This window comes from Azospirillum mesophilum (genome assembly GCF_053470405.2).
This window is the reverse complement of record NZ_JBPXMQ020000005.1, coordinates 226002-251815: the sequence shown is the minus strand read 5'-3', so window position 1 is coordinate 251815 and position 25814 is coordinate 226002. Positions and strand designations below refer to the sequence as shown.

Annotated in this window: 18 protein-coding genes and 1 tRNA gene; 11 read left to right on the top strand and 8 right to left on the bottom strand. The window is 62.4% G+C overall.

Going from position 1 to position 25814, the window contains the following annotated elements; all coding sequences use genetic code 11:
* Positions 1-30: 30 nt before the first annotated feature.
* On the bottom strand, positions 31-2655 hold the full coding sequence (locus ACSVC7_RS08270) for a DNA phosphorothioation-associated putative methyltransferase (RefSeq protein WP_448203533.1): 2625 nt from the start codon (positions 2653-2655) through the stop codon (positions 31-33).
* A gap of 296 nt (positions 2656-2951) precedes the next feature.
* On the opposite strand from ACSVC7_RS08270, the gene ACSVC7_RS08265 reads away from it, so the two are divergent.
* The 3 genes from ACSVC7_RS08265 to ACSVC7_RS08255 all read left to right on the top strand — a co-directional run bounded on the left by ACSVC7_RS08265 (position 2952) and on the right by ACSVC7_RS08255 (position 7300).
* Positions 2952-4181: a phosphoadenosine phosphosulfate reductase domain-containing protein gene (locus ACSVC7_RS08265; protein ID WP_448203534.1), complete on the top strand. Its 1230-nt coding sequence runs from the start codon at positions 2952-2954 to the stop codon at positions 4179-4181.
* A gap of 132 nt (positions 4182-4313) precedes the next feature.
* The gene (locus ACSVC7_RS08260; RefSeq protein WP_448203535.1) at positions 4314-5060 is read left to right on the top strand and encodes a GIY-YIG nuclease family protein; all 747 of its coding nucleotides are present in this window, start codon (positions 4314-4316) and stop codon (positions 5058-5060) included.
* Positions 5060-7300, top strand: coding sequence for a ParB N-terminal domain-containing protein (locus ACSVC7_RS08255; protein ID WP_448203536.1), 2241 nt, complete (start codon positions 5060-5062; stop codon positions 7298-7300). The genes ACSVC7_RS08260 and ACSVC7_RS08255 overlap by 1 nt, the downstream gene beginning before the upstream one ends.
* 317 nt (positions 7301-7617) lie before the next feature.
* Here the strand turns inward: ACSVC7_RS08255 and ACSVC7_RS08250 are convergent, their stop codons facing one another.
* The 5 genes from ACSVC7_RS08250 to ACSVC7_RS08230 all read right to left on the bottom strand — a co-directional run bounded on the left by ACSVC7_RS08250 (position 7618) and on the right by ACSVC7_RS08230 (position 16007).
* A complete protein-coding gene (locus ACSVC7_RS08250; protein ID WP_448203537.1) occupies positions 7618-9825 on the bottom strand; it encodes a hypothetical protein in 2208 nt (735 codons plus the stop codon).
* Positions 9826-10055: 230 nt separating this feature from the next.
* Entirely contained in the window at positions 10056-13157 is a 3102-nt protein-coding gene (locus ACSVC7_RS08245) for a hypothetical protein (RefSeq protein WP_448203538.1), read from the bottom strand.
* Between the two features lie 967 nt (positions 13158-14124).
* Positions 14125-15174 carry a tyrosine-type recombinase/integrase gene (locus ACSVC7_RS08240; RefSeq protein WP_448203539.1) on the bottom strand — a complete coding sequence of 350 codons (1050 nt, stop codon included), beginning with the start codon at positions 15172-15174 and terminating at the stop codon, positions 14125-14127.
* 90 nt (positions 15175-15264) lie between these two features.
* A tRNA-Gly gene (locus ACSVC7_RS08235) sits at positions 15265-15338 on the bottom strand.
* 36 nt (positions 15339-15374) lie between these two features.
* Complete coding sequence (locus tag ACSVC7_RS08230; protein ID WP_448203540.1) at positions 15375-16007, bottom strand: GNAT family N-acetyltransferase; 633 nt, start codon at positions 16005-16007, stop codon at positions 15375-15377.
* 396 nt (positions 16008-16403) lie between these two features.
* Between ACSVC7_RS08230 and apaG the strand changes: the two genes are divergently transcribed.
* The gene (apaG, locus tag ACSVC7_RS08225; RefSeq protein WP_448203541.1) at positions 16404-16796 is read left to right on the top strand and encodes a Co2+/Mg2+ efflux facilitator ApaG/CorD; all 393 of its coding nucleotides are present in this window, start codon (positions 16404-16406) and stop codon (positions 16794-16796) included.
* A 166-nt stretch (positions 16797-16962) separates the two neighbouring features.
* Entirely contained in the window at positions 16963-17649 is a 687-nt protein-coding gene (gene folE / locus ACSVC7_RS08220; RefSeq protein WP_448203542.1) for a GTP cyclohydrolase I FolE, read from the top strand.
* 8 nt (positions 17650-17657) lie between these two features.
* Here the strand turns inward: folE and ACSVC7_RS08215 are convergent, their stop codons facing one another.
* On the bottom strand, positions 17658-18266 hold the full coding sequence (locus ACSVC7_RS08215; protein ID WP_448203543.1) for a helix-turn-helix domain-containing protein: 609 nt from the start codon (positions 18264-18266) through the stop codon (positions 17658-17660).
* Between the two features lie 236 nt (positions 18267-18502).
* On the opposite strand from ACSVC7_RS08215, the gene ybaK reads away from it, so the two are divergent.
* The 5 genes from ybaK to ACSVC7_RS08190 all read left to right on the top strand — a co-directional run bounded on the left by ybaK (position 18503) and on the right by ACSVC7_RS08190 (position 23343).
* Positions 18503-18997 carry a Cys-tRNA(Pro) deacylase gene (gene ybaK / locus ACSVC7_RS08210; protein ID WP_448203544.1) on the top strand — a complete coding sequence of 165 codons (495 nt, stop codon included), beginning with the start codon at positions 18503-18505 and terminating at the stop codon, positions 18995-18997.
* A 127-nt stretch (positions 18998-19124) separates the two neighbouring features.
* Entirely contained in the window at positions 19125-20051 is a 927-nt protein-coding gene (locus ACSVC7_RS08205) for an ABC transporter ATP-binding protein (protein WP_448203545.1), read from the top strand.
* Positions 20051-20812: an ABC transporter permease gene (locus tag ACSVC7_RS08200; RefSeq protein WP_448203546.1), complete on the top strand. Its 762-nt coding sequence runs from the start codon at positions 20051-20053 to the stop codon at positions 20810-20812. The genes ACSVC7_RS08205 and ACSVC7_RS08200 overlap by 1 nt, the downstream gene beginning before the upstream one ends.
* A gap of 263 nt (positions 20813-21075) precedes the next feature.
* Positions 21076-22302, top strand: a complete 1227-nt coding sequence (locus tag ACSVC7_RS08195; protein WP_448203547.1) for an MFS transporter — start codon at positions 21076-21078, stop codon at positions 22300-22302.
* Between the two features lie 9 nt (positions 22303-22311).
* Entirely contained in the window at positions 22312-23343 is a 1032-nt protein-coding gene (locus ACSVC7_RS08190; RefSeq protein WP_448203548.1) for a GlxA family transcriptional regulator, read from the top strand.
* A 34-nt stretch (positions 23344-23377) separates the two neighbouring features.
* On the opposite strand, the gene ACSVC7_RS08185 is transcribed toward ACSVC7_RS08190, so the two are convergent.
* The gene (locus tag ACSVC7_RS08185) at positions 23378-23884 is read right to left on the bottom strand and encodes a sigma factor-like helix-turn-helix DNA-binding protein (RefSeq protein ID WP_448203549.1); all 507 of its coding nucleotides are present in this window, start codon (positions 23882-23884) and stop codon (positions 23378-23380) included.
* A gap of 554 nt (positions 23885-24438) precedes the next feature.
* Here ACSVC7_RS08185 and ACSVC7_RS08180 point away from each other — a divergent pair.
* Positions 24439-25563 carry a hypothetical protein gene (locus tag ACSVC7_RS08180; RefSeq protein WP_448203550.1) on the top strand — a complete coding sequence of 375 codons (1125 nt, stop codon included), beginning with the start codon at positions 24439-24441 and terminating at the stop codon, positions 25561-25563.
* Positions 25564-25814: the final 251 nt, after the last annotated feature.

Here is a 25814-nt window from a genome sequence, read left to right as displayed (position 1 = left end):
AACACCATTTTCCGTCGGCGGTCCTCCGCACTAGCCGAGGTGATGATTATTGAGAATAAGGCGCTTGGGTAGGCGCCGCCCTTGCTCGTTTTCTAACATTGAGAAGGCTTGGCGGCTGTTGTTGGGTCCGTGGCTCACGTGAAGTGGGCGATCTGGACCGTAATAGTAAAGGCGATCAAAAGGTGTGTTTACTACGATCCACCTTGCTACCTCGAGCATGTCTTCGTCCCGAACCAGAAAGTCTACCGCCATCCCAAGACGAGAACATATTGGTTGGCCAGAGCGGTTCAGCTCATGCCCCGCGTGCTGGTCAAGTTTGGGCGCAATACGCCCATTGATTCGGCGGGCCAACTCGGCCGAACAGAAACCATAGGTGAGTTCGATGGTTCCGAACCAGTCGACAACGGGGTCGAGGACCTGCTCGGCAAGCGCCTTCAAAGACCGGTAAGTATCCCGGGCACGCGGGAGGTTAGGCAGTCCCAGGCGCCCAACTGTCTCTCCACACTGGACAAGGTCTTTGTAGCGGAAGTGCCGCCCGCAAGGATCGTCGAGGGCCGGCAATTCGCCCCTGTCCTGCAATTCAGTTCCGATGATCTGCTTCCCGGCCAAGCGCAGACGCTCCATGAGGTCCAGCTCGACTGGCCCGCGAAAATCGTCCCCCGGGACCACCAGAGCCGACAACGCCGCATCGAACGCTGCTTGGGCTTCGAAGGCAGGCGTTCCTGGTTCCAGAAGGCGGGCCTTACCATAAAGGAGCTGCATCTCCCGGCCACTGTCAGGAGCGTACGTGAAGAGCTGGACGGCTTGCGTTCGCAGGTTGACTTTGGTTCGCTCGACCAAGCGCGGCAGCGGTATGGAGAAATCGTCATACCGCATGAAACTGATCTTGCCAGACGCGACGTGAATGCGCACGACGTCAGCCATGCTCACGTCACCAAAGAGTACAGACCCGCAACCCACATAGACACGCAGCAGAGGCGGAAGCCCATTGATCCGGCTAGCGGCCACATAGAATGACCTGTTTTCGTGCAAACAACCTGTCGCCGCCGCTGCTGCCTGCTGGCACGACTCCAAAACCGATTCAGGCTTGCCCGCATCTTTCAGGAGACGGTCAGCCGATTCCATGGCTCTGGCATAATCGCCGAAGAATGACTTTATGTCGCGTTGCAACGTAATTTCAAGCTGGCGGTAGGACTGACGGCGGCTGAACCGCTGGAGCGCCAAGTAGACCAGAATGTCGGCAGACCGATTGTGATTGGCTGCAGCAACCGTGTCCACATCGATCTGTGTGGCGGCGAGTCTGAGCGCGCGGGCAAATGATCCGAGTGTTTCTTCAAGTGCCGCCAAGCTGGTGACCTCATCGGCCACTGGAGGGCGGCCCAGTTCTTCCCACCGTTGAATCAGGTCCTGAAACGCCTCCGCACAGGCGGCCCAGGGTGCTGGCTTTGGTGCCCGCGGTGGCTTCGGAAGCTCGGGACGCTTGGCAGCTCGCGAAGCGGTGATGTGTAGTTGGCGGACCGTCCGCTCTGGCCGAAGCAGCTCTGGTGGGCGCGGGAGGGGTGGGCGCCCACGGTGCCTTACACGCGACAGCTGAAAGCGTTGCTCGTCGGTAGGGTCCCTAAAAACCAGAAATACTCCAGGCCCCAGTGCAACCGCGCCGGTCCCAAGCGATGCCTCAACATAGCCCCTCAGCTCTGCTTGCGTGTAGTAGCGTTGAAAAGTTTTCCGGCTGGTCAGGATTCCATCGGCATAGGGACGTCCCTTCAGCGCGTCCTCGGCAGCCAGCATAGCCGAGACGCACAGCGCATACCGGGCCAAAGTAAAGGCGCGTCTCAGCGTTTCTCGACGCTCCACCGGGTCTTCGATGACGTTGATGACGAAGCCGAGATTCACGATGTCCGCCGGCGCGATCGCCGCATCCGGGTCGAAGTGGGGGTCCCAGCCGACTGCGGGAACACCTAAGGCGCGTAGACCGGCCACGTCGTCCCCCCGACCGCTACCATAATCGAAGAATGACGCGGCGTTCCCGGTGAGAAGCCCAAGGCGGCACAGCATAGACACGGGAGCCGAAAGAGAAGTTCGAGAAAGCGCTGTTAAATGCCGCAAAACGGGGCCATCGCCCGCGTTTCCGTCTTCAGGGCCTACATTCTCGACATTTCCGATGGGCACTAGGGCATGCCCGGTGACGCGGTAACCCCGCTCCCGCAGCAGGGCGTCCCATTGGGCCTTAAAGCCGATGCGGACTGGGTCCTCGAACAGTCCTAGGGCAGTGAACTGGTCCGTGAGGGCCCGGAACATTGATGTCTCTGGGTGATCCGGGCGCAGCAGCAGCTCCTTGCGGTGCAGGATCGGTGGATTGGCGGATCCTCGATAGTCCCTAGTACCCATCTTGCCAGCGGTTAGGTCTACCCTCCAGCTGCGGGCCAACTGCGGGACTGCTTCCTTGAAGAAGCCAGGATAGTCGAGGAAGGCGATGGCGCCGGTTCCGTCACCCTCGACGCGAATGACGTTGAAGTCAGTTGCTGTGAGCTGGGCTCGTGCGGCCGCTTCCCAAACGCGGGTCGTCAGCGCTGGCTCCGCAGAATCCAGCGCCGAGATGTGCAGGTATAGGCGCAGCCCGACAGTCTTTCCCAAGGTCTTCATGGGCGCGGCCATGAGTGAAGGGGCTCCATGATTCCCAATATCTGGCATCTCAAAGGCAGCATAAAACGGCCTTTCGCCATATGCACCACCCCGATGGTGGAGGGCGCGCCGACTGCCTAACCCAAGTGTTCCGGTGTCGATAAAGGTGCACCACGCCTTGAAGTTGCAGACCCAACCGTCGGAACGGGCATCCCATGTCCGTTGTTGGCAGCGTCGATCGTTAGGCGCAACATTTGGTTTGCGCAACACGCCCCTGCTTCCATATGTTGCTCCCCTACGCTAGTTCCCTTGGTCAGTAGAGGTGCCGCTTGGCCCGCGACGCGACGCTGTTCGACGATCTCCGGCTCACCCTTGAGGAGGCAATCGAGCTCTCGGCCCAGTCGCTGAGCGCCTACGGAGAGAGCCATGACCACTGGGCTGTGGCTTGGTCTGGGGGCAAGGACTCAACCGCCACCCTGACCTTGTTGATGCACCTGCTCGAGTCGGGGCGCGTGCCGCGCCCGAAGAGCCTGCGGGTTTTCTATGCTGACACGCGTCAGGAGCTTCCACCGCTCGCCATCACGGCCGGGCGCCTCACCTCCCAATTGCAAGAGCGTGGTGTGCCGGTGACGGTGGTGCGCGCGGCGCTCGACAAGCGGTTTCTAGTCTACATGCTAGGGCGGGGTGTTCCCCCTCCTACCAACCGCTTCCGCTGGTGCACTGACAAGCTAAAGATCGCGCCTATGAAGGAAGCGTTCGAACGCGAGCTCGCCGATGTAGACGGTCGTATTCTGGCGATCACAGGGGTGCGGCTAGGCGAATCGGCGGCGCGCGATGCGCGTATTGCGCTAAGCTGCGGCCGCGATGGCGCTGAGTGTGGGCAGGGCTGGTATCAGGAGGCTTTGCCTGGTGCCTCTGGGGTGGGCGCACGTCTCTCGACCCTTTCGCCGCTGCTGCATTGGCGCGTGTGCCACATCTGGGATTGGCTGAAATTCTATGCACCGGGTGAGGGGTGGACAACGTCGACTGTTGCCGACGCCTATGGCGGCGAGGAGGCTGAGGAGATCAATGCCCGTACTGGTTGCGTTGGGTGCCCGCTGGTCAGTCGGGAACGGGCACTCGAGACGATCCTGCGGTCCAATCGCTGGTCCTACCTCGCTCCTCTAGCCAGACTGAAGCCCCTTTATGCTGAGCTTCGGGAAGCGCGGCACCGGCTGCGCAAAACCGGTCTTACCGCGGACGGTATGATCGCGACGGGAAAGGAAAGCCAACGTCTGGGACCGCTGACCTTGGAGGCGCGCAGGATGGCCCTTACGCGCGTTTTGGAGATCCAGGCAGCCTGCAATACGGCTGCGGACGCGCGTGGACTGCCGTGCATCAATATCTTGGACGCGGAGGAAGAGGCCAGGATCCGTGAGCTGATCGCAGCGGAGACTTGGCCGCAAGGCTGGCGGGGAGACGAGCCGACCGGCGCAGAACCGATGGACCGAATTGGGGACGAGTGGTCCCTGCCCTTCGTCCAGACGGGCGCTTATCCGGCGGCAGCACGGGAGGACTGAGCAGGGCACCTAAAACGGGGAGCACATCATCTATTCTAGTGGTGAGTTGATGCGCTTTTCCTGGCGCTTCCGCTGATCCCTACCTATTATGAGCACTGCTCCCTCCACGGTATTGCCCTGATCCCCTTTGGCATGACAATCAACGAGAAACTCCTCCGGTTCTCGGAGGTCGATCAGGCCCCCACAGGGCCCGGGTTGTACGCATGGTACGCCGTTTTCAGTGTTTCCCTGCCGGACTTAGCTCGGGCGGTCGACGCCAATGGGGCTGACCAAGGTGAGGGGCGATTCAGGAAGGTCCTAGCCCGGCACCTGCTGCGGTTCCAGCCATCGCAGATTGACCTGCGAGCGCGGAATACCTTCGGCGCAGATTGGCGAGGGGAGCTTGAGGACTATAGCCGCGAAGCGATACAGGCGCGGGTACTGGGCTCAGCCGATAAGTCCGCCGATGGGGCCGAACCCGAGGCGTCTCCTCCGTCGACCTTTGATGAGGTTGTCGGGCAGCAGCGACTCCGGCAGCTCCTTGCAGACGTCCTATCGGCAGCCACACCCCGAATCTCAGCTCCTATCTACATTGGCGTGGCCAAAGACATCCGGTCGAGGCTCAATCAGCACACCGTACGCTACAAGCAGCTCAGGGACGCAATTGGCACGGACGAGCAAAAACTCCGCCTTCTTCGACAGCAGGTGCGCCGGAAGGGAATGAGCTTTGCTGACCGGGCAATCGTTCAGGATTTCCAGCCAGAGCACCTTTGGGTCGCGACACTTCCCATCGCGCCCTTAGCGAAGACACAATGCTCCGAGCAGGAGCTGAGGGAGGTCGCCGGCGTCGCCGAGTGGCTCCTCAACCGTTGGCACCGACCGTTTGCGGGGATGCGGTAATGTTTGCGAAAAGCGGGCCCAAGATTGAGTTCCAACAGTCCGTCTACGGGACGTGGGGGCAGTTCACCACACCCGCTGGAACGGTGGCGTTCCTTGAGACGAAGGCGCGGATCGGCGCCACAGCCAAGGACCGCGAACGGCGCCTAGCTCGCGCCCTACGGCCTGTACGCGAGGTCCTTCCGACGCAGTCCATGGACTTCAACCAATTGCTTCAACGCGACCTCGACGACCACAGGGTGGCCACGGAGCTCGTAAACTATGTGCTGACCGCGGGTCGCACCGGGCCGGCCTTCTTTCCGCCCATCGTCGCGGCTGTCCTGCCATTCAACGGCAACGACCCACGCAAGACGTTTCCGGTCGCGACCACCGTCGAGCCGAAGGACGAAATCGGCAATTGGCGCGGCACGCAGTTCGGGTCGGCCTTCCAGTTCGAGCGCATGCTAGACGACCAAGGCGACGATTTCGAGATTAGGATTGGTCGCCTTTCGTGGAACCCCGAGGAAACCAAGCTGGTCGTGATTGACGGACAGCACCGTGCCATGGCCCTTCTCGCTATCGATAGGACCATCAACAACAGCTGGAGCGAGTCCGGAGAGAAGTACAAGTACTTCTATGAGCCCGTTATTCAGGAAATCTTGAAGGGGAAAAGCGAGGCTGATCGGCGAGCATTGCTGCAAAGCCTTGAGTTTCCTGTCACACTGGTTTGGTTCCCGGACGAGAATGAAGAGGGTGGCGACCACCACGGAGCAGCACGCAAGCTTTTCGTTGATGTCAACCAGAATGCGCGCAAGCCCAGCGAGTCTCGCATCCTCCTGCTGTCCGATGCCGACCTAATCGGCATTTTCACGCGATCCGTTCTCAACACCTTCCGTAGTTCCTCTGATACACTTCCGATTTACGCGGTGGAGTACGATCACCCTGGGCGAGACCAAGCCTCCAGTTCCAAGTGGAGCGTGATCTCGAATGTAATCACGTTGAGAGACTGCATTAACAGGAGTATCTTCGGCCCGCTCCGGTACGTCGACAAGCTGGACGTGAGTTTCGGTGGGCGCGAGAGCGAGTTCGAGCGCGCACAATTCATGCGCGAGACCTTGCAAATCGACGAAGGGATCGGCGAAACCGTGGAGGACATGGACCGTGCCGATATCAGCGCCACAAATTTCCCGCGGTCGACGTTAGGGTTCATGCAAGACCAGCTGATGCGCGGCTGGGGTTCATTCGTCGTACGCATGCTAAGCGATCTGCTGCCCTACAAGACCCATGGCGATGCGCTGACTAAGCTCCGCCATGGCTGGGCTACCGCTGGCTCGACCGACTCGTTGGCAAAAGACGCCATCTTCGAGGGCGTCGGCATGTACTGGACCATCCGGGACAGCTACGAGCACTGGGAACGAATGAACAAGCTGCGAGCTGACCTGAAGCAGCCCAAGGTCGAAAAGACTGACATTGTCCGGACCTGGGAAGTGTTGCAGCAAAAAAAGCAAGACTTCCTCGACTTGCGTGCCAGCCTTTATGTTGGAAAGCACGACCCTTCCAAGCCCAAACCGCTCGACACTGAGACCGCGAAGGCGGTCAACGGTGCGTTTGACATCTTTGGCACTAACGCCTGTCAGCTAGGCTTCGTCCTGGGGGCACGAACGCTGGCCAAACGCGGCAACGTCGTGCTAGACGCGATGCCTAGCTTTACCAACGCAATTATCCTAGCTGCAAATGCCGCGCTGGAGGGGGGGCCTAAAAGTGAGTTTGGCCGGCGTACCATGCTCTGGGGCGGGCACCAGGACGCACTAAACCGTATTCCCAAGCTCGACACGCCCTTCGCCGTTCAGTTCCGGTATTTCTGGCTGGAGTTGCTGGCGACCCCAGAAGGGCTCGCGCACTTGGCCGCTGTCCTCGATCCGGCGCTTGTTAAGGTGGCGCGTGACGAAGGACGTGCTGCTTACCTCAGTTACCTGACCAGGGAGATCGAGCGAGCCCTGCGCAAAGCGGAACCCGGCATCGGCAGGACTGAATTGGAGAAACGGGCGAGAAACACGGCTGAGGAAACTCTCCGCAAGGCGCTATTCCGCTGGTTCGGCATCAAAAAGCTAGAATTTGAGGATTGGCTCTCGGCTAAACCGGACGTGCAGCTCGCCAATCCCACCGAAGAGCAGGACATGGAAGTCGGGGAAGCGGCTAACGAAGGAGAGCTTGGCAGCCCTTCCCTTGAAGACCTTCTCGAGGCGGAGCCTGAGGATGAATGATGCCACCGGCGCCTTCAAGCGCCGGTGGCATGCCCCTTACGATCAATGCCTCGACATTGATCTGCCAAGTTCCAAGGTTGGAAAATGATGGAAGTGATCATTTTCCAACCATATGATACGGTCGGCGCATGAAGAGTTCCATAATCGGCCGGCCGTATGGCCCCTTTGCACAGTGCTACGCCATGTGCTGTCGGGTTAGAACCGAAGGCGTTGGATGGCTTCCATCAAACGCCTTCGGTATGAGGTCTTTGGGATTAACCTCACGTTCTGCAAAGTGCACCGATTCGATTTCCGCCTTGCCCAGCGCTGAAGCCAACTCACGCTGACATTGACTTAAATTGCAGCGCACGCCCATTCTGGTTCAATCGATCAAGGACCGCCCGCGCGTCGCAGGGAGACAGTCCGAAGTGCTCGACGAGCGTGAGGAACAAATGGTTGAATTCGTTTCTCAAGTTTGTCGCAAAGATCCCGGGATCATCCGACCCGACGCAGACCAGTGGGCGCGGAGCTCGAGCCCCGAACTCGGCTTCCCGCAAGCCTAACCAACGGAAAAGGTGGTGGTCAGCGTAATGGTCATAGACACTGATGCGGACATTGCTCGTTGGCAACGTCTCTATGCCAATCCCGCGTTGGTTGAGCAGCTCAATGACGGCGTGCTGCAAGGCTACAAGCCCCTCCCGGCCAACTTCCAACGTGTCAACCTCAACCCATTCCGCCCCGCTCCGGCGCCCTTTGAAGCTGTGGTACCAGGTAAACAGTTCGACTGCTTCCTCATCTTGAGCAAGGCAGTCCAAGACAAGAGCACATTCTCGGCGCCACTCGAACCCAATACGTTTGGAGAAGACGTGGTCCCTAAACTTTTCTATTCCCGCGACACGCCACCAGCTGGATGCCTTCTCTTTGATCACCTCGTTACAGACCAGTGGGTCAAGAAAGCGCAGCTTCCACGCACGGTGCAGGGTAGAAGCCAGGATCGGGCGGCCGTGAATGGAGGCGGCGATGTCACTGATCTTCCCTTCCAAGCGGTGAGCGAGCGTAGGATCCCGCGCGAGAAGCATCGAGTGTATGAAAACAAGGTTGTCCAGGTAATCTTGCCGACGGAGCATGAGGCGCGGACCAATCCGTTGCTGCCAGAGGCTCGGATCCACTCCTATAGCGGTCGCATGCCCGATCCGGTGTCCGGACTGCATGTCAAGGAAGCATACAGCTTCGGCCACCGCCCTGATGCCGGACACTAAGTGTTCGAAGTCCTCGCCGGCATGAAAAGTCACGTTGGAAAAGCCATTGTGGCGGAGCGTCCGGAAGAGCGGCGCGAACACCTCCGGCGGAGCATGGAGCTCGTTTGCGGCCGCGTCGATCCCAACCACCACCCGCTTCTGTTCTCCCGGCCCCTGCATGAAAGCCATGAATTCGCGACCATCCTTCACCAACCGCCGCCGCATGGCGAAGTGGCGGCAAGAGGCGGCTTGCTCGTGTTCTGTCTTGTCTGGCTCCTTGATAAAATGAGCCACGAGTTTTAGTTCCGGGCGACGGTCTCCGCTATCCTGGCCATGGTCGTGGCGAAACCGTTCGAAACCTGAAAGCACGTTCTTTAGAAGGCGCGCGGTTGCTCCGCGCGACTTCTTCGGCGCGAAGCGCCCCTCCATGGTCGCAATATCCCTCCCCCCCGGGCCGGTCAGCTGAGCAAACCGGTCCCTATACGACCGTTCCACGTCCTCACGGAGGCCATTCCAGGTAAATTTTTGGAATTGGTCGAAACCGAACTGGTCGACCTGTTGGACACTCAGCTTGGCCACCATCCCAATCGATAGTAGGTACGCATGGACCGCCGAGGCGAAGCCCGGCACAGCCCCGCTCCCCAGTTCGCGGAGCACGAGGGTATGCCACGCGAGCTCCGCCTGAATCGGGGTGAGATCGCTGGCAAGTCGCGGTCGAAACTTCTTCAGGGGGTGCAGCGCCCAATCCCGCCCACCAGAAAACAGCGGAGACAACCCGCGATGGGCACGGCGAATGTCCTCCGGGTGGAGAGGAGCGCCGTTAAAAGCGGACTCGCTGATCATCCAGCGGAGCCGTCTCGCTGTTCGGATATAGCGGCTGAACTTCAAAGCAGTGAGACCGGGGCGGACCTGCTCATAAAGCTCCTTCACACCCGGCTTATCGACGCGGGAGATCTCGCTTAGGAACCCGTTGGGATTCTCCATAATTGATAACCAGAGGACGTCAAGTTCGGTCCCGCCGGTGAGATGCATGTGCAGCTCTTGTAAGCCATCACCCTCTATGAGGTCGTCCACCAAAGGCAAGCGTAGTAGGGGAAGGCTCGAATGAGGCAGACAAGACTCCAGGTAGCGTCGCAACGCCGCGTCGTCCGGCATGTACCCCGTTCGGGACCGTCCGAGGTTCTGCTCAATGCATGCAGCCATAACGATCAGCGGCGAGACGAATGGCAGCAGGTTCTGCCATTCGTCGTGGCGTTCCGGACGAACGTTGATTTGGTAATCGCGCGCAAACAAGTAAGTGTCCGCCAACCGGCACAAGGCCTCCCGAAGCAAGCTGGCGTGGCTACCGGCCTTCCCAAGCCGGTCCGCCAAATACCCTTTGTAATAGTGGTCCGGCCGTGCCGCGTCTGTCCTCCGCTCAATGACGAAAAGCCGGCGCTTAATGTCTTGGACAGTAGGAATACCCCCGGAAACTATCTCATCAAGAGTTTCCCAATCCTCAAAAACCCTCCGATAAATCAGTCCTGGCATCTCGAGACCTAATTCCCGCTGTTATCCGCAGAGCTTGACATCATTTTGATGGGCCGGGGGCGCGAATTTCCTTGGAGGAAGAGCGCGTTGAGCGGGTGATAAAGGTTGTCGAATTCGAGGTCAACATTGACTTCTTTACCCGAGAGATGGAGTTTGGCCTTTGTGACTTCCAGGAAAGTCCTATCGGGTAGGCTGGTAGAACCAGTCCCAACACCTTCGTGCGCAACCGTTCCGGACACCGGTTGCTTCGCCGATCGGCTTCTTGATCCTTTCGCTGCCGCGGCCGCCGCTTGGGGTTGGGTTGAGTCAATTCTCTCCTGATATGCATTCAAATAATGAAGCTGCCGATCAAGCACGGACCAACCGTTTACCGCCTTCCCGGCTGGGTCTAGGAAAAACGCCCACAACGGGCAAGAGAAAAGCGACTTAAACAACCATGGCGCCTCTTTCACGCTTTCGGCGCACGAAAGGTTTGAGAGGAAGCCGCCATCGTCGGTGACGGGATTTCTCAGTTCGACATCCTTGTGGTCACCGGCGGCTCGGAGGGATTCCACCAAAAGTGCGTTGAAGTAGGCAACGATGTAGCGATGCATGAGGACACCTAGGTACCGGGTCTTCAGCGGCTTCAACTTGCCCTCGATGCTCACGCACGTTTCCATAAACCGCGCCCACGCTCTCGCGAGGGTGACAGGCGCTTCCACCGGGCCATTTTCGGTGCCAATTTTTTCGCGCCACACGACCAAAGATTCAACGAGCCTCACAACGAGTTGCTCGCTCTCGCTATCCGGGCTCTGACTTTCGGTAGTCTCTTCGTCCTCATCCGATAGCAAATCATCCGTCGATGACTCATCCTGTGGTGGGCTTGCCTCCGTGCTCGCATCGACGTGCTGCTCGGATGCCCCATACGCCTGCGCGGCAAATCTGGCTTTCAGAAGTCCCCGAATGCGGCCCTTCAGGTGCTCGTCGGACGGTAGCCGGAGGAGCTCCGCCACTACAGCTAGCAAGGCATCGAAGGCATAGACGCCAGCCTCCGTACCCATACTGGCTTGGATTCTGATTAATGGAAGTGCCATTACTATGGCGGCCGCACCACTGGTCTGGTCCGCCATCTGCTCATACGTTGGACATATGAACCTCTTTAGTAGATGCACGTTAGCACCTGAGGCGCTAGACACCTTCGAATTGAATTCTTCTAGGAACGGCAGAATATCAGATTTCAGCTTCTTTAAAGCAGCGAGCAAGTTGCTGAATTGAATAACTTCGGTTTGCGGCGTTTTGGTGTTGCTATCCTGTTGCTGGCACTCCACCTTCCCTCCACGCAATCCATAAAGCTCCAACCACCCCCTCGAATCGAAGGTCTTGAACGGGATAGGAGCTGCTCCGTAACGAATAACATGCTCAGCGTTTCTTTTTTTGCGTGCCCTGTCAAATGCCAACGTGAAACCGACGACATCCGGCAGCTTGATGTCGGAATGCAAGCGCGCCGCCTTGATGTAGGCTGCAAAGGCGTCTTTTTCCGACTGCCACTGTGCCCATTCGCGCGCCCTCGCGATCTTGAGCTGGTAGTCCACCATCGTGACCGGTTCGCCCTCGAAGCCAGCAACGAGAGAAGACGCAATCGCGAAAACAGCCAAGTTCAGGGTCTCATCCTGCTGGTCAGGACGAAAACGATAGGCTTCCTTCCAGTCCTTGTCCCCGAGCCATGTCGCTAAGTTTGCAATCAAGCGAGCCGAGTTCGCAGAACCCATCTCGTCACTACGAAGGCCATGGGCCAGCAGTTCGCTGGCAAACGTCATTCTCAGGAAGTCCCGTTCGACCTGTTTGTCCTTTTTCGGGTCCGCATCGCGGAGGCGGCGGCCTTGGAGCAACTGGACGAGAGTCCTTGTTGGCTGCCTGAGGATCGCTTCGCGGAACAAGTCCAGCTCAAGCTGGCTTCGGACCGCGAAAAGATCCTTTGCGTATTCGTCAAGGAAGTTGGAAAGCGCCATGTCAGTTTCAGGCTTCTCGCGCTTGACCACAATCCAGTCCACGTACTTACTGACCGGCTCGAGATTGATCCTGTTCTCTGGTTTGAGCACTTTCAAGAGGTACTGGGACTCGAGTTTGTCAACCATGGCTGAGATGGCTGCCATCCTGGAGACGCCTCCATTCGGTGCAAGTGCAGCCCCTTTCTCTTGTAGCCATTGTTCCTGCTTGAGGAAGGTGTCCCCGAAGCTCGACCATTGCCTGTTCCTCACAAGCATCGAGTAAAGGTCAAGGTCACCGAGCACAATGGTGATCAAAAACGGAGTGGTCAGATATTTTCGTATTGCCTCAAGCACATTCCAACCACGATCAAAGGCCGTATCTATATCATCAAAAGCCAGAACAAAAGCTCTGATCCCAATAAACTCAAGACTATTTTTGACAAATCTGTGAAATTTTTGCTCAAACCCTGTGCCGCTCGCTGCGCGACCGAGGCCACGTTCAAGGATATACTGGGCATCCTGCCAATCTTCGCCGTACGGAGTTTTGCTGCCGATATCGTCGAGGAGTGAAAGGCCTTCCGCCAAGTCCCGCAAAGATAGTTCCCAAGTGTCATAAGCTGCATCAGCTCCTCGGTCCGTGCGGAGGAGCCGGGCGTAGTCAACCTCCTGCTTTATTTTCGTAAGGAGCGTTACAATCACATGCTCCTTCGTTTCAATAAGCGTCGGGTCAATGATGCCCAAGCTTCGGACCTCGCCCTGCTTGAAACCGTTGTTTGCAGCGAATTCTGGGTTGTGCATCAGGGCGTCTAATGCGTTCAAAATAAAGGTGGTTTTACCGCTACCACGCTGCCCATGGATAGAAATGGCATCATGCCGCCGCTGATAAACAATATTCGGTTGTGGGTTTGGTAAAAGAGCCCCCCATTGCCCAACACCTATAGGCGCCACACCGGTTCCGCTAGTCAAATGTCCATGCTGCCGGGAGACAGGAGCATCGGATTCAATCATTGCTAAACTTTGGCGAAGCAGCTGGCCAAGCCTCGTTAGCGCGTGACGCTGTATGACTTTTTTGTTGTCCGAGAACACATTCGCATCGCGCGGGTCTCTGCTGAGGTCGATGATGATCTTGTTGCCGTTTTCCATGTCGCCCTCAACCGAACTCGTTTGGCTCATTTTTTCTCGTACCTCTAGAATCTTGGCGAATCGCACGCGACGCAAGTTGAATCAAACCTTTGTTAGTATATAGCTGAAAAGTGCAACCGGGTCAATTATTCGCAGTGGCTTGGGCGTGGAAATGGGGCGTCACCTCAACTCCCTGGAGCGGCATACGGCTGGCTCCATTCGACGGCGCTACCGCGGAGACGGGCGTGTTACTCAGCCGTGCGCCCGTCTCCGTTGCAAGGGCTACTTACCAGGTTTAGTGGATGGGCCGCCGTTCAATCCATCCTGAAGGCGCCGGGCTACGCGTTCCGTCTTGGAGGGCGCCCCACGACGACGCTTCCGGGAAGTGGCCCCGTCGGAGCCGAGGGTCTTCAGCTTGGCCATCCACGCGTCGAGATCATGCACGTCGTAGCGTACGATAGAGCTGCAGGGCCAATGGCTGAAGGGCGGCCCTTTCTCTTTGCCACGCGCATGGGACAGCGTGGAACAGGAGACGCCGAGGTGTTCGGCGGCGGCGCTCGTGGTGAGATACCTTGGGGATGAGGACGGCATCGTGAAACCTCCGCAGGGCAGCACCACCCGCGGAGGCTACGGCGCGGACGGCAACCCTGCGGACACTCGGAGCCGTCGCTATTTCCCACCATATGCATCCGACATGGTCCCTCCTCGGGAGCTGCCGGCATGCAGGGACGGAGGGCCTGCGCCCCTCGAGTCTCGACAGCCACGACGCGGCTTGGCCCTGGTGCCTGCGGACGGAATGATCACCGGAACCATCCGGATCACGCCTGTCATTCCGCGTGCTGGCAGCGGCGGACCGTTCACAAACGCGTGCACCGCACGCGTTTGTGAACGGTATCGTCATGACCGTAGCTGGTGGCGAGGATGGCCTGGGCGTGTGGCCATGGTCAATCCGCGCACATTGGGAACGGAGCGGCGCGTTGGTAACGCCTTACCCCAAGCGCGCGGCGAGTTGCCTGGTCCTCAGATGGGTGTAGCGCCGCAGCATCTCCGGACGGAGATGGCCGGTAATGGCCATGATCTCGTTGTCGCGCAGGTCGGTGGTCTCGAAAAGACGCGAAATGCCCTCGTGGCGCAGGTCATGCCAGCGCAGGTCGGGGAACTCCCGCTCCGTCGCGACGTCCCGGAAGGCGTGCAGGATGCCGCGCGGCGTCACGATGGGGAAGACCTTGCGACCATGGAGGTCCGTACCGTCCTCGGGACGCAGGCTGCGGAAAGCGGCGACGGCGCGGGTCGACAACGGGACGGTCCGAGCGCGGTCGTTCTTCGTTTTCGGCAGATAGACGTGGGGTTCGGGACCGTCGGCATGGACGCGGTCCCAGGTGAGATCGGCGAGTTCGGCCTGCCGCGTGCACGTCGCGATCGCCAGCACGATGGCGGCCTTCAGCCAAGGCCGCGACGATCGATCGCTGGCGGCGAGGAGTCGCGCTTCCTCGCCGTCGCGGAGACGGCGGTCGCGACCGCGCGGTGCCGGCGGCCGTACCTTGGGGATGACCGGGTTGGCGACCGCCACGCAATGCGCGAGGGACCAGATCTGGTAAACTTGGCTCAGGACATTGAGGCGGTGGATAACGGTTTGCGGCGAGCACGCGGCTTTCGGGCCGACGGTCCCACCGTCCTCGGCACTGTCCTCGTCGAGCAGGCCGCGGCGCCACTCGACAAGATCCCAGGGCCTTACGGAGACCAGCGACCAACGGGCGAAGTCCGTTTCCAGCCAGTATTGGATCTTGGACAGTTTGTTCTTGGCGTCGGCGCGGCCGCGGTCGATGCCGTGCTCGCGAAACCACTCGAGGGCGTCGCCAAGGGTGGTGCGGCGCGCCAAGCGCTGATCCTGGTAGTCGTCACCGACGATCCGGCCCTCCGTCACGAGGGCCCACTCCTGGGCCTCGCGCCGGCTCTCGAATGTGCGCGACTCGGTGATGCCGCCGCGACGGATTTTGACTCGGAACTGGAAGGGGCCGCGCTGCTCGATGGTCGCCATGGGACACCGTCCAGGGACACGCCGCAGGGGCCAGCGTCCCAATTCGTCCCAAAAATTTCAAGCGCGAAGACGGGGAGATGTGGCGGACTTTGGAGCGGGTGAAGGGAATCGAACCCTCGTCGTAAGCTTGGGAAGCTTCTGCTCTACCATTGAGCTACACCCGCGCCGCCCCATGTTTATAGGCGACGCTCACGCCGCTTTCAAGCGGTCCGAGCACGCCACAGGCGGGATTCTGAAATATCACGGAAGGATGCGGCGGTGGCCAGCGGGGCCACCACGGAATTAGGGATCAGGGTGGACACGCCGACCTCCGCCCGGCCGACCATACCGACAGCGCCGGCCAGGGCGCCCGGAACCAGTTCCAGACCCAGGAAACGGTCGAGGTCCACCGGCCCCGGCAGGGCCATGCCCAGCGTCAGGTCCCGCGTGAAGCCGAACCGCGCGTAATAGGGGGCGTCGCCCACCAGGATCACCGCGCGGTGGCCCAGGGCCGCGGCCTTGTTCAGGCTCATGCGGATCAGCTTGCTGCCCAGGCCGCCGCCCTGGAACCGCTCCGACACCGCGATGGGGCCGAGCAGCAGCGCCGGCACCCCACCTCCGGCGACCCCGGCGACCGGGCCGCCGATGGTCACCGGCCAGTAGCGGATCGTACCTTCCAGGACCTCGTTGCCCAGCTCGTCATGCTCGATGGCGACAAGGCTCAGGTCCGGGATCGGGTCCACCCCGTCCCGCAGCTTGTAGGCGGTCTTCTTGAAGCGGTCGGGACCGAAGGACCGGTCGAGCAGCGCTTCGATCGCGGCAGCGTGCCGCGGCTCTTCGAGAGAGATGATCATGTGCAGTGGCATCCCGGCGGGAAGAGTGTGTCAGAGGCGGATCGCGCCGCCGCGCCGGGGGTTCGCCGGTTCAGTGCCGGCGGAGGCCCGAAGCGCCCGCACGCGACCCAAGGACGGCCGCAGCCGCGCAAAGCGCGGCAAGGCGTCGTCGTCGGATGCTGACTTCGTGCGAACGCGGCATGGGCCAGGCTCATGGACCGTTGCTGGGACGTCCGCATATATCACCGACGGTCAGGGGGTTCAAGAGACCGTAAAAGGACGAAGCCCGTACGCCGCCGCATGGCTCGCGGGTGTGTCCCGCATGCATCGGCATGGCCCGTTACGGCCGGGGAATCGCCGCCTGCCCCCTGGACAGCCGCTTCGCCGGCCCCCTATTCTTTGCGAGGGAGTGCCGCCATGTACACGAAAGTCACCCGCGCGATCCGCATCACCGTCCAGCCGGTTTTCCTGGAGGAGCAGTCGATGCCCGCCGAGAACCGCTACGTCTGGGCCTATCACGTGCGGATCGAGAACGAAGGCCCCGAGACGGTCCAGCTGCGCACGCGCTATTGGCACATCACCGACGCGCTGGGGCGCGTGCAGGAGGTGCGCGGCCCCGGCGTGGTCGGCGAGCAGCCGGTGCTGGAGCCCGGCGGTTCCTTCGAATACACCAGCGGCACGCCGCTGCCCACGCCGTCCGGCATCATGGTCGGCAGTTACCGGATGGAAACCAAAGGTGGAGAGATGTTCGACGTGGACATCCCCGCTTTTTCCCTCGACAGCCCCCACCAGCCCCGACAGCTGAATTAGTCCCTCGGCACCGCAACTTATTGCCGCAGGCGCCGGACGGGCGCCTTGAATCTCTGGCCTTCGGGGCCACTTGCGAGAAAAATTCGGATCGGCCCGGGTGATCCGGCCCGGCGGACATTCGTACAAATACCCGACATCACGGCTCAGGCATCGAAAGGTTTTTCCCGTGACGGCTCCCAAGACCCCGCACGCCGACAACGTCGTCCGCGGCCCAGGCCACACGCAATCATCCGCGGCAGCCTCCACGGCGGCACCCCAGCGCGACGACACCCGCCCCTCGCGCACTGAGGCGGAGGAGGCCGTCCGCACGCTGATCCGCTGGGCCGGCGACGACCCGACGCGCGAAGGGCTGGTCGGCACGCCGGACCGGGTGGTCCGCTCCTACGAGGAATTCTTCGCCGGCTACGGGATCGACCCGGTGGAGATCCTCCAGCGCACCTTCGAGGAGACGGACGGCTACGACGAGATGGTCGTGCTGCGCGACATCCGCGTGGAGTCCTACTGCGAGCACCACATGGTGCCGATCATCGGCAAGGCGCATGTGGCCTACCTGCCGCGCCATCGCGTGGTCGGCATCTCCAAGCTGGCGCGGCTGGTCGAGGCCTACGCCAAGCGCCTGCAGATTCAGGAGAAGATGACCGCGCAGATCGCCAACACCATCGACCAGGTGCTCCAGCCCGAGGGCGTGGCCGTGGTGATCGAGGCGCAGCACCAGTGCATGACCACGCGCGGCGTGCACAAGACCGGCGTCACCATGGTGACCAGCCGCATGCTGGGCGCCTTCCGCACCGACCCGTCGACGCGGCGGGAGTTCCTGACGATGATCGGCAACCCGTCGAATCGCGGCGAGTAAGTCCGCTGCTATTCCGCGCGGATGCCGTGCTGGCGCAGCAGGCTGTAGAGAGTCGGCCGGCTGACGCCCAGCAGGCGGGCGGTGGCCGACAGGTTGCCGCCGGACCGGGCCAGCGCGTCCAGCAAGGCCCTGCGCTCGGTCTCGTCGCGCAGGGCGCGCAGGGTGGGCGGCGCGTCGCCGGTGTTCAGCCGGCGCCCTTCCTGTTCCAGGTCGGCGCGGTGGAAGGCGCGCTGCACCACGATGGCCAGTTCGCCGGCGTCGATGGGGGTGCAGCACACGTCGTGAGCCCCGCGCGCCACCGCGCGCACCGCCAGCATCCGCTGGTCGCGCGGCGTCAGCGCGATGACCTTGATGGACGGCACAGCCCCCAGGATCTGCGTCAGCGCGTCCAGCCCGTCTGATGGCGGTGCCGCCGTGCTGTTCCCTGCCACGACCTCCGATGCGGCCACCGTGGCGGCCACCGACAGGGCGACCACTGGCGGCCGGTGCTCCCGCACGGCCTGAAGCGCCCTTCCCACCCCGCCGGCGGCGACCACGCGGCACACCGGCAAGGCGTCTTGCAGCAAGCCTTCCAGGGCTGGGTCGTCATCGACGACGAGCAGAGTGCGCGGGACCATGATGCTCCGTGACAGGAAGACAGGGTTGCGGTGTCGGTCGCCGCAAGAATCGCGGGCGGCGCCGATTCTGTCCAACGGCCTTTGGCATGACGGCCTGCGCAATTAGGGCAAAATTGAGGCATCGAACGGAGTGCACCGCCGCGTCCCGCACGGGCTCTCTCCCGCCGGGCGTCCCGCTCTGCTAAGGTCGCGCTCCCCCACCATGGGGGCCAACACGAGATGCGGACGAGGACGCCATGGCGGCGAAGGTCACACCGGCGGTGAACGCCGCCAAGGCGGCGGGAATCGCCTTCCGCCTGCTGGAATACGACTATGACCCCGCGGCCGACGCCATCGGCCTGCACGCGGCGGCGGCGCTGGGGCTCGACCCGGCGATGGTCTACAAGACGCTGATCGTGCAGCTGGAGCCGCCAAGGAATCACGGGGCGCTGGCCTGCGTGGTCATCCCCGTCGCGGCGAAGCTGGACCTGAAGGCCCTGGCCGCGGCGGCCCGCGCGAAGAAGGCCGACATGGCCGATCCCGCGCTGGCGGAGCGCACGACCGGTTTCCTGGTCGGCGGTATCAGCCCGCTCGGCCAGCGCAAGGCCCTGCCCACCTTCATCGACGCCAGCGCCGAGGCCTTGCCGGAGATGGTCGTCAACGGCGGCCGGCGCGGCTTGCAGATCGTGCTGGCGCCGGGCGATCTGGCGCGGGTGACAAAGGCGGCCGTGAAGCCGATCGTGGTGGGCTGATCGCCCCTGTTCGCAACGGATGTCCGTAGCGGATGTTCGGATTCCGCCGAAGCCCCGCACCCGCTAAGGTGGCGCGACAGCAGGACGAACCCGTGCCCCTCGAAGAGGGGGAAAATCAGAGAGGGACATGCAGCCGATCATTCAGATCCGTGGCCTGGAAAAGACCTACGCGTCCGGCTTCCAGGCCTTGAAGGGGATCGACCTCGCCATCGGGCGCGGGGAGATCTTCGCGCTGCTCGGCCCCAACGGCGCCGGCAAGACGACGCTGATCAGCATCGTCTGCGGCATCGTGCGGGCGACCGCCGGGACCGTGACGGTGGACGGCCACGACATCGTGCGCGACTGGCGCGCCGCCCGCTCCCTGATCGGGCTGGTCCCGCAGGAGCTGACGACCGAGGCGTTCGAGAGCGTCTGGGCCACCGTCAGCTTCAGCCGTGGCCTGTTCGGCAAGCCGCCCAACCCCGCCCTGATCGAGAAGATCCTGAAGGACCTGTCCCTGTGGGACAAGAAAGACAGCAAGGTCATGGCGCTGTCCGGCGGCATGAAGCGGCGTGTCATGATCGCCAAGGCGCTGTCGCACGAGCCGCGCATCCTGTTCCTGGACGAGCCGACCGCCGGCGTGGACGTGGAACTGCGCCGCGGCATGTGGGAGATGATCGGCCGCCTGCGCGAAAGCGGCGTGACCATCATCCTGACCACCCACTACATCGAGGAGGCGGAGGAGATGGCCGACAGCATCGGCGTCATCTCCGGAGGCCGCATCATCCTGGTGGAGGAGAAGGCCGCGCTGATGGAAAAGCTGGGCAAGCGGCTGCTGACCCTGCACCTGCAAAGCCCGCTGGAGACCATTCCGCCCGAACTGTCCGGCTATCCCCTGACCCTGTCCGACGACGGGCGGGAGCTGGTCTACAGCTTCGACAGCCAGCACGAGCACACCGGCATCGCCGGCCTGCTGCGCAAGCTGGGCGACCACGGGATCGACTTCACGAACCTGCGCACGGAGGAAAGCTCCCTGGAGGAGATCTTCGTCAGCTTGGTGAAGGAGCGCGCGTGATGAACCTGCACGCGATCAAGGCCATCTACCTGTTCGAGCTGGCGCGCACCTGGCGCACACTGTTCCAGAGCATCGCCGGGCCGGTGATCTCCACGTCCCTCTATTTCATCGTGTTCGGCGCGGCCATCGGCTCCCGCTTCACGGCGGTGGAGGGCATCAGCTACGGCGCCTTCCTGGTGCCCGGCCTCGTCATGATGTCGGTGCTGACGGAAAGCGTGTCGAACGCCTCTTTCGGCATCTACATGCCGCGCTATTCCGGCACGATCTACGAGGTGCTGTCGGCCCCCATCTCCGCCTTCGAGACGGTGGTCGGCTATGTCGGGGCGGCGGCGACCAAGTCGATCATCCTGGGCACGCTGATCCTGCTGACGGCGCGGCTGTTCGTGGACTTCTCCATCGCGCACCCGGTCTGGATGGTGGCCTTCCTGGTGCTGACCTCGGTCACCTTCAGCCTGCTGGGCTTCATCCTGGGCATCTGGGCCGACGGGTGGGAGAAGCTGCAGATCGTGCCCCTGCTGATCGTCACGCCTCTGGCCTTCCTGGGCGGCAGCTTCTATTCGGTCAGCATGCTGCCGCCCTTCTGGCAGAAGGTGACGCTGTTCAACCCGGTCGTCTATCTGGTCAGCGGCTTCCGCTGGAGCTTCTACGGCGCCGCCGACGTCCCCGTGGCGCTGAGCCTCGCCATGACCGCGCTGTTCCTGGTGATCTGCCTGGGCGCGGTGTGGTGGATCTTCCGCACGGGGTATCGTTTGAAGGCGTGAAGTGCCCATAAAGCCCTTCTCCCCTCCGGGGGAGAAGGGTTGGGATGAGGGGGAGCCCCGATAGGGGCTGTATATGCCAGCGAACGGCCCTTTTCCGGCCATCCGGCCGTAAACACCCTCACCCCAACCCCTCTCCCCTCAAGGGAGAGGGGCATTTTAAGCCTTTCCCCTGGCAGAAATTGACGGTCCGTTGTCATTGTTGCCAGAGCCGGGCCGGCTAGGATTTCCCGACCACGCATAGACTGGTCGAACGGAGATCCCCCATGCCCTCCCCCCACTCGCCCGGCCGCCGGGACGCCTGGATCCTCGCCCTGTGCCAGGGGCTGTTCACGGCCGCCATTTCCATCGACCTGACGCTGACCGGGCTGACCGGCTACCAGCTTGCGCCGGACAAGATGCTGGCGACCCTGCCCTTCGCGCTCATCACGGTATCGGGCGCGGTGATCACGCTGGCGGCGTCCTTCCTGATGCAGCGGCTGGGGCGGCGGCTGGGCTTCACGCTGGGCGCGCTGTCCGGGGCGGTCGGCGGGGCCGTCTCCGTGTGGGCGGTCATGCACGGCGACTTCTGGGTTTTCTGCGTCGGCACCGCCGCCGTGGGCGTGTTCCAGGCCTTCGCGCAATACTACCGCCTCGCCGCCGCCGACGCGGTCGGGCCGGCGGAGAAGAGCCGCGCGGTGTCCCGCGTGCTGACCGGCGGGGTGGCCGCCGCGATCCTCGGCCCGCTTCTGGCGGCCTGGAGCAAGGACCTGTTCCCGACGGCGCTGTTCGCCGGGGCCTATCTGATGGTGGCGCTGCTCGGCCTGTTGTCGATGGTGCTGCTGGCCGTCTTCTACCGCGACACGCCGCAGCACGGCGCGGATGCGGCGCAGGTGGCCGAGCCGCCGCGCCCGCTGGCGGTGGTGGTCCGCCAGCCGATCTTCGTCGCCTCCGTCGCCAACAACGTGATCGGGTCGGCGGTGATGATGCTGGTGATGACGGCGGCCCCGCTCGCCGCCGTGGCCGGTCACCACAGCATCGACGACGGCGCCAACATCATCCAGTGGCACATGGTCGGCATGTACGCCCCGTCCTTCTTCGCGGGCGCGCTGATCCAGCGCTACGGGCTCGCGCCGATGCTGTTCGCCGGGATGGCGCTGAACGTGGTCTGCGCCGCCGTGGCGGTGGCCTCCGCCGACCTGACGGCCTTCACTATCGCCCTGCTGTGCCTGGGCATCGGCTGGAACTTCATGTTCGTCGGCGGGACGACGCTGCTGGCCCAGTCCTACCGCCCGGCCGAGCGCGCCAAGGTGCAGGGCGTGGCGGAGCTGGTCCGCTACGTCGTCACCGCCGCCGCGACGCTCGCGGCGGGGCCGCTGCTGGAGCGCTATGGGTGGCCGGCCCTGAACGTGATGGTGCTGCCCATGCTGGCGCTCGCCGCCCTGATGACCCTGTGGTGGATGATGGCCGAGCGGCGCGCGACCGCCCTCGCGCCGGCGGAAGCGGCGGAGTAGACTTCGGCCATGCTGTCCCCGACGCCCCCCGCCCTCTCGCTGGCCCTCTCGCTGGTTGGCCCGAAGCGCATCGCCATGCCGACCTACGACGGCGTCAACCTGATCGACGTCAGCGGGCCGTTGCAGGCCTTCCAGACCGCCGGGCGGCTGGCGGGGGAGGCCGGGCTGCCCCCGCCCTACGAGCTGCGGATCCTGTCGGCCGAGGGCGGCACGGTCATCACCTCCCCCGGCCTGCCCATCGTGACGGAGCCTCTGGCGGCGCTGGACGGCCAGGAGATCCACACGCTGATCGTCCCCGGCGGCAGCCCGAACGGCCATCCCCCCACGCCGCCGGCGCTGGTGGAGTGGCTGCGCCGGCGGGCGCCGGGGGTGCCGCGCCCCTGCTCCGTCTGCACGGGGGCGTTCATGCTGGCGGCGGCCGGGCTGCTGGACGGGCGGCGGGCCACCACCCACTGGAACTGGGCCGACCGTCTGCAACGGCTTCACCCCGCCGTCCGCGTCGATCCCGACCCGATTTTCCTGAAGGACGGCCCGGTCTGGACCTCCGCCGGGGTCACCGCCGGGATCGACCTCGCGCTGGCGCTGATCGAGGCGGACCTCGGCCACGCGCTGGCCATCGCCACGGCGCGGCAACTGGTTGTCTTCATGAAGCGGCCGGGCGGGCAGTCGCAGTTCAGCGTGCCGCTGTCCGTGCAGTCCACGCGGGACGGCGCCTTCCGCGACCTGCACGCCTGGATCGCCGCGCACCTGCGCGAGGACCTGCGCATCGAGCGGCTGGCCGAGCAGGCCGGCATGTCCCCGCGCACCTTCGCCCGCGTCTACGCCGCCCGGATAGGGCGCACCCCGGCCAAGACGGTGCAGGCGATGCGGCTGGAGGCGGCCTGCGGCGCCCTGGAGCGCACCGACGCCCCGCTGAAGTGCATCGCCGCCGACACCGGCTTCGGCGACGAGCAGACCCTGCGCCGCGTCTTCCAGAAGCTGTACGGCATCGGCCCGGCCGAATACCGCGCCCGCTTCTCCCGCCACGCGGAGGTCGCGTAGCCGGTCAAATCCCGCCCAGTCAAATCCCGCCCAGTCAAATCCCGTCGAACAGAAGCTGCGCCTGCGGCCCCTTGGGAGGGGTCTTCTTCTCCGGCGTCTTCTTTTCCTGCTTCTTCTTCTCAGCGGCGGGCTTGGGAGAAACCGCCGTCTCGGCGGCCGGCGTCGCGGCTTTCGGCTTGGGCGCCCGGCGCGGGGCGATGCCGACGCCCGCCTTCGCCCGTTCCTTCGCATTGTCGCGGGCGATGGCCTCCGGCGCGTTCGGGTCGCCGTCCAGCCACTTGCCGCGCTTGATGACTTCGTTCACCCGGCCCTGGTTGACGCCCAGGCTGAAGGCGATCTCCTGCTGGGTCATGTCGGTGGTGCGGTGCAGGCGCAGGATCTCCGCCGCCAGTTCCGGGGTCATCTTCCGCCCGACCAGCCGCCGCGCCGGCCGGATCGACCGGTTCGCCCGGTCGCGCGCGCGAAGCGTGTTCAGGGTTTCCAAAGCGGCCTCGTTGCCCGCGGCCTTCAGGGCTTCCTCGAACTCCTTCAGAGTCGTCACGCGGTCCTCCTGCCACCCGTCGCGATGGATCCGTCCGGTCACCCAATATTTAGCCACGCCCACCACAAAGGAAAGGACTCTTCCGGCGACATGTCGACGCGCGAGCACCGGTTCCGGCGGGCGTCGATCGCACATCAAAAAGCGCCCGCCTTTTGCATTCGTAAGTATGCATTCCGGGTTGCGGCAATTCATACTCAATGAAACATTACCTCAAACAGGCATCACACAATATACCCATTGATATCGGAAATCATCGGCGGCACGCTTCCGAAGCCCTCCGGCGCGGTTACCGGCTGAGTCGAGGGATCAGCGACGCACCGTCGGCGATCGATGATTGGCTGCCGGACCTGAAAGGCGATGCAGCCAAAAGACAGCGCGGCAATCATTTTAATAATTTGCGTGGCTTCTAGCGATGACTCTGGGCACCGGCAAGTTCGTCCACTGACTGGCCACGGTGCACCCCGGCACCGTGGCGAAGGCACACCGCGCGCCCGCAACACCCCTTCGTCTGTTGCTACTGCGCGGGAGTGGCCAGCCACCGCGAAGGAGGCCCCATGACCGAACCACACACAGCCGGCGTCACCATTGCCGGCGATCTGAACGACGTCGTCGACGCCATCGGCACGTTGATCAGAATGATCAGAGAAAGCCAAACAGCCACGACGCTTTTCACCATCGGATTTATTCTTCTGCTGATCACGGTTCGTTGTATCCAGAGGGCGTTGGCTTTGGATGCCAATCAGGTTCCTCCCTGGCTCAAGGTGTTTCTTTTCATGTCCTTCATCGGCAGCGGCCTTTTCGCCGCCGTTGCCGTCGCGATCACCATCCGGCCGCCTGCCAGCATCCGGCCCACAGCCACCATCCCCCACTCGACGACGGCGGAGGTGATGGAAAACCTGCGCAGCAACAAGCGAGTTTCGCACCTGATCAGGCTGGTCGCCTATGACCCCGTTTCACAACCCGACCTGTCCTTGAGCAAGATCACCCATCTGGGCAAACCGACCCAGCAGTTCACGTTCGTGGCCGATTACGACGAGCTTCGCGGCTACACCGTGGCCGAGGCAGTCCGGCGGACTGGAGGAGCTTTCAGGTCGGGACAGCATGTTTCAGCCTTCATATTCCCCATCCCGCTGGGCCAACCGCTCCGCCCGGTCAATGCGCGCGGGTTGCTTCAGGTCGTCCGCCAGATTGAAAACTCCCCTTCCGCGCCGAAAAAGGATTTCTATCGCCTGGATATCGACAGCCGCTTCAAGCCAACCGATCAACAAGGCAAGTCAGCGCTTCTGGAAGACCTCGAAAGCGAAAACATCGCCTCATACAGCTGGCCATCTTACGGAGGATTTTATGAAAGGTATTGCGAGGCAGCGATAGAGTTCATGTGTAAAAATGAGTATTTTGCGCGCGAATTTATCGGTGACATCAGCGAAGACTGGCACCCGTTGGGATTCTCCCGCCGAGATTTGCCGGAAAAAAAGCTGTGCAGCGATGATCAGATGGAAAAAAGCATCTGCCAGATCAAAGACTGGAGGAATGCTGAATCCGAGATCAAGGACCACATCGGCGCCCGCGCCTTCCTGATTCCAAACATGAGGATTACGGACATCGACGGGCGTTACATGATCGAATTCACGCAGCCGGAAAATCAAATCATTCCCAACATCCATCTCCTCGGCCAATGAATGGGGAGGTGCGCGGCATCGGGTCCGTTCCGAAGCCGCGCACCCGTGATCCCGGCCGGATACGAAAATCGTACAACGCCGCCGCGGTTCGAGAACATTCTCCGGGGAAGGGGGATCGTAGGGCGCGCAGCCGCGTTCAACGCAACCATTAATAGCCATTCCCGCGCACTCACGACTTGCCTTGTTGTTTGACAATAATCTATTATCAAACAAATAGTCAATTCCGCCGAGTTGCTCTACCCGGAGGAAGC